Origin of the sequence: Aliivibrio kagoshimensis (genome assembly GCF_050337105.1) — a bacterium.
Lineage (GTDB): Bacteria > Pseudomonadota > Gammaproteobacteria > Enterobacterales > Vibrionaceae > Aliivibrio_A > Aliivibrio_A kagoshimensis.
Window position 1 is genome coordinate 1 of the sequence record NZ_JAKJSQ010000131.1, and the last position, 4,171, is coordinate 4,171.

The 4,171-nt window shown below is 39.3% G+C and carries 4 protein-coding genes and 1 riboswitch; of the genes, 3 read left to right on the forward strand and 1 reads right to left on the reverse strand.

Going from position 1 to position 4,171, the window contains the following annotated elements; all coding sequences use genetic code 11:
• Positions 1–47: 47 nt before the first annotated feature.
• Positions 48–251: riboswitch (cobalamin riboswitch) on the forward strand.
• A gap of 45 nt (positions 252–296) precedes the next feature.
• Genes L4C32_RS20320 through murI form a run of 3 tightly spaced genes read left to right on the forward strand, consistent with a single transcriptional unit; the run spans position 297 to position 3,679 of the window.
• A complete protein-coding gene (locus L4C32_RS20320) occupies positions 297–2,129 on the forward strand; it encodes a TonB-dependent receptor domain-containing protein (protein ID WP_428198711.1) in 1,833 nt (610 codons plus the stop codon).
• Positions 2,130–2,175: 46 nt separating this feature from the next.
• Positions 2,176–2,844: a Dph6-related ATP pyrophosphatase gene (locus tag L4C32_RS20325; RefSeq protein ID WP_428198712.1), complete on the forward strand. Its 669-nt coding sequence runs from the start codon at positions 2,176–2,178 to the stop codon at positions 2,842–2,844.
• Between the two features lie 49 nt (positions 2,845–2,893).
• Entirely contained in the window at positions 2,894–3,679 is a 786-nt protein-coding gene (gene murI / locus L4C32_RS20330; protein WP_428198713.1) for a glutamate racemase, read from the forward strand.
• Here murI and L4C32_RS20335 read toward each other — a convergent pair.
• Complete coding sequence (locus tag L4C32_RS20335) at positions 3,651–4,094, reverse strand: RNA recognition motif domain-containing protein (protein ID WP_428198714.1); 444 nt, start codon at positions 4,092–4,094, stop codon at positions 3,651–3,653. The two genes, murI and L4C32_RS20335, sit on opposite strands and share 29 nt — an antisense overlap.
• Between the last annotated feature and the right edge of the window lie 77 nt (positions 4,095–4,171).

The window sequence follows — 4,171 nt, forward strand, 5'->3', positions numbered from 1 at the left end:
ATTGTTATATTTGTTAATCAACTATAGACAAACTTCATCAACCTCACTACTATCTGCCCTAAGCTGGTTGGCCGTCTATACGGCTTCAGGGAATTTGGTGTAACTCCAAAACTGACGCGCAGCGGTAAAAGAGAACGAAAGTACGTGGGGAAACCCAGACACTGTCATAAAAATGATGGGAAGTCGTTACTGTAGGTGGCATTTTCGCCAAGCTCTTAAGTCCGAATACCTGCCAGCACCTGACTGTTTATATCAAATAGTCAGGAAAGGAATTTACGCGATTTAGGATACGGAAAATGAAAAAAGCAATTTTAGCGACGCTGATAGCATCGTCGCTCACTTACACCTATAGCTCTTCCCTCTCGGCTGAAGAGTCTACTGATACGATGGTTGTGACCGCTAACCGAGTAGAGCAGTCAACCAAAAACTTGATTTCTCCTGCAGCTGTTGTGACCAAAGAGGAAATTGATGCAATTCAAGCTAAATCTTTAACCGAGGTTCTTCGACGTCTGCCTGGTGTACAGGTTTCAAATTCAGGCGGAGCAGGTCAAGTATCGAGTATTTATATTCGAGGCACAAGCTCAAAACATACACTTGTTTTAATCGATGGTGTTAGGTTTGGAAGTGCAACTACAGGTTATGCAAATTTCTCAGCTATACCTCTAGCAGGGATAAATCGAGTTGAGTTGATTCGTGGTCCTCGAGCCGCGGTGTACGGATCAGATGCGATCGGTGGTGTGATTAATATAATAACTTCCCCAGGAAGTGATGCAGAACCAGAGACAATAGTCGATTTGTCACTTGGAAGTAATAACTATCAACAAGCAGGGGTTGGTATATCAACATCTGTAGGCGAAAAAAGCTGGATTAATATCTCTACCAATTATGAACAGAGTGATGGCTATAATATTTCTGCTAATAATTCGAACCCAATTGATGCAGATGATGATGGCTATAAAAATAATACAGTGATGCTAAGTGGAGGATCAAAAGTTACAGACTCTGTATCATTAAGCGTAAATGCGATCCATCAAAACAATTATAGTCAATACGATAACCCATGGGGTGGTGTTGATCAGAGTAACAATGATTTATATAACATTTCTGGAACAGCAAAGTACAATAAAGGAAACATCGAATCATCACTCTCTCTTGGTACAAACGAGGATAAGTCAGAATCATATGGCCAAGGCACGAGCGCAAGTACCATTTCAACCAAGCGTGATTTAGCCAACTGGAATAATCTATACCAATTAAATGAGTCTTTAAAAGTAGGTGCAGGCGTTGGTTGGTATAATGAATCTGTTAATAACACTTCTACTGAATATACGGTAAAATCAAGAAGCAATACAGCTGGTTACTTATTAGCGATATATCATAAGAATACTATTAATTTTGAATCTAATGTTAGAGTTGATGATAATGAGCAGTATGGCTCTTTCACTTCTTGGCAGCTTGGTGGAAGCTGGGAGTTTATTGATGACATTAGATTGAGCAGTTCAATAGGAACGGCCTTTAAAGCACCAACATTTAATGAACTGTACTGGCCATTAGAGTGTGGTGGTTGGGGTTGTTATTCTGGGAATTCTGAGTTGAAACCAGAAGAGTCTGAAAACGTTGAAGTTGCACTATCTGGTAACCATCTAGATTTTGATTGGCGTGTTGCTGCGTTTAAAAATAATATAACTAACTTAATTTCCTCAAATGGCACTACCAATGTCAATCTAGGTAAGGCGGAAATCAAGGGGATTGAAACTGCTGTTGGTTTTACAACAGGCGACTTTATCCATGATGTATCTTACGATTATTTGGATACTAAAGATAAAGACACTGGCTTTGAATTACAACGTCGCGCTAAGCACAGTGCGAAGTGGAATACTTCCTATCTATATGAAGCATGGCAGTTTGATGTAAGTTATTTATATCAAGGAAAGCGCTATGATGATAATAATGAGTCAGACGTTTTAGACGCATACTCTTTAGTGGACTTTGCCATTAACCATTACGTGACTGAATCCGTTACCGTTAAAGCAAAAATAGCCAATCTGTTAGACGAACATTATGAAACGGCGAAGGATTATATTACCCCAGAGCGAAATTATTACTTGGGACTTTCATATTTGTTCTAATGAAATTAAGGCCACTCGATAGTGGCCTTTTTTGGAAAGGTAATATATGAAACCAATCAATGTGATCATCAGTTGGTCATCTGGTAAAGATTCAGCATTAACATTGATGAAGTTGTTAGATGATACAAGCTTTAATGTGATGGGTTTGTACACCACTTATGTTGGAAGTGATGTTCCGTATCAAGGCACCCCGCTAGCCGTTTTATATAAACAAGCTGAATTAATAGGCTTGCCCTTAGTGACAATAGAGCTTCCGGAAGTGTTTCCGTCGAATGAGGTATATCAACGCACCGTTATTGATGGCTTAAATCAATCAAACTTAAATATTGAGGCAGTGGCATTTGGCGATATGTTTCATAACGGCATTGCCGATTACCGGAAAAGTTATATTGAACCTGCAGGTATGAAGTGTGTATTTCCACTGATTGGCATTGATAGTGCGATACTAGCGGATGAGATAATCAATTCAGGTATTCAAACATTCATAGCGACAACCCATAAGCAGTATCTAGGCGATGATTTTGCTGGCCATTGGTATACTAAGAACTTAATTGAACGACTGCCTGTTGGTGTCGATCCTTGTGGTGAAAATGGAGAGTTTCATACGCTGGTGGTTGATGCTCCGTTCTTTACTGAGAAATTGGAACTTACGTATACCTATAAAGAGACGTTGGATGGCTTCTGCTATCAAAGATACCGTCTGGACATTCCATAAACAAGCTTAAGTCAGTATGATAACCGGGATTTATTATTAAGGTGGTCACGTGTCTAAGCGAGTACTCATATTTGATTCTGGTATCGGAGGCCTCTCTGTTTATCAAGAGATCCATAAAAAAATCCCTCAAGCGCAATATATCTATGCATTTGATAATGCAGCTTTCCCTTATGGTGAATTAGTTCCTGCTGTACTTATTGAACGTACGTGTAAAATCGTGCTTGAGTATGTGGAATTACATGACATAGATCTCGTGGTGATTGCTTGTAACACCGCGAGTACTATTGTGCTCCCTACTCTACGCTCGTTGCTAAATATACCTGTTGTTGGAGTGGTTCCTGCCATAAAACCAGCGGCGTTAGCTTCAAAAAGTAAAACAATCGGTTTATTAGCCACCCCCGCAACCATTACCAGAGCTTATACGCATGATCTGATTGAGCAGTTCGCTTCAGACAGTGAAGTATTACTGATAGGTTCGACACGATTAGTGGAAATAGCGGAAGAGAAACTGATTGGAAAAGAGGTTGATTTACTAGAGCTGAAAAGTATCATCCAACCTTGGATTGGTGTGATTGACTGTATTGTATTGGGTTGCACTCACTTTCCATTTTTGAAAGATGAAATTAAAACGATCATAGACAATATAACAATTATTGATTCTGGTGAGGCAATCGCTAGAAGAGTGGTTGAGTTGCTGGGAAGTAGTGTGGAAGAATCGATGGAAGAGAATGTAGTCTATTGCAGTGCTACACCCGTTGAGGCTGCAGCACTGGATAATAGTTTGAAGCAGTTAGGACTGAGTGCGGTTAAGCTTCGTGCTCTTCAGTCGTTTTAGGATCGTTTGCAATACGAACTTTTAAAGTACGCTGATCAAAGTCATGGTTGTTCAGCTTCTCAATTGCATTGTCGGTATCAGCAGAAGCCATAACAACGAAACCAAATCCACGTCTTTTACCTGTGCGTTTGTCCTTCATTAAACGAACAGCAAAAACTTCACCATATTCAGAGAATAGTTTACGCACATCTGCTTCATTAGCACGATATGGTAAATTACCTACATAGATAGTTTTGCTCGATTTCTTTGCATCAACCGAAGAAAAAGAGGTTGAGTTAGTACGTTTCACATTATTTACAGTAAAGCCTGCAATGAGTGCGCCTAATACAAATGCAATTGAAGAATCAACTGGAACAAACTGCATAGCGACTGCGCCGATAACGGCGATTATTATAATTGAAGTAAGAGATTTCATAATAAAACAATAATTTTCATATTAAAGAGAAAGATAAGAAGTTAATTTAACAATAAAGTCACAACGATATTACGTTC

What these genes read in the sequence shown, in the direction of transcription:
- L4C32_RS20320 (WP_428198711.1), top strand. Translation starts at nt 297, where the DNA reads ATGAAAAAAGCAATTTTAGCGACGCTGATAGCATCGTCGCTCACTTAC.
- L4C32_RS20325 (WP_428198712.1), top strand. Translation starts at nt 2,176, where the DNA reads ATGAAACCAATCAATGTGATCATCAGTTGGTCATCTGGTAAAGATTCA.
- L4C32_RS20335 (WP_428198714.1), bottom strand. Translation starts at nt 4,094, where the DNA reads ATGAAATCTCTTACTTCAATTATAATAATCGCCGTTATCGGCGCAGTC.